The organism is Paenibacillus zanthoxyli JH29, from assembly GCF_000520715.1.
Classification (GTDB): domain Bacteria; phylum Bacillota; class Bacilli; order Paenibacillales; family Paenibacillaceae; genus Paenibacillus_AQ; species Paenibacillus_AQ zanthoxyli.
On the sequence record NZ_ASSD01000474.1, the window covers coordinates 1 to 471 of the forward strand.

Here is a 471-nt window from a genome sequence, read left to right on the forward strand (position 1 = left end):
TTTGAATGTTTCCGCTGCGGGAAACGATTCTCCATAGAAAGGAGGTGATCCAGCCGCACCTTCCGATACGGCTACCTTGTTACGACTTCACCCCAATCATCTACCCCACCTTCGGCGGCTGGCTCCCGTAAGGGTTACCCCACCGACTTCGGGTGTTGTAAACTCTCGTGGTGTGACGGGCGGTGTGTACAAGACCCGGGAACGTATTCACCGCGGCATGCTGATCCGCGATTACTAGCAATTCCGACTTCATGCAGGCGAGTTGCAGCCTGCAATCCGAACTGAGACCGGCTTTAGAAGATTCGCTCCGCCTCGCGGCTTCGCTTCCCGTTGTACCGGCCATTGTAGTACGTGTGTAGCCCAGGTCATAAGGGGCATGATGATTTGACGTCATCCCCACCTTCCTCCGGTTTGTCACCGGCAGTCACTCTAGAGTGCCCAGCTCTACCTGCTGGCAACTAAAGTCAAGGG

Annotated in this window: 1 rRNA gene; it reads right to left on the minus strand. The window is 55.8% G+C overall.

Annotated elements, in window-relative coordinates:
• Positions 1-37: 37 nt before the first annotated feature.
• Positions 38-471: ribosomal RNA gene (locus L691_RS0118250) — 16S ribosomal RNA — on the minus strand; the annotation flags it as partial.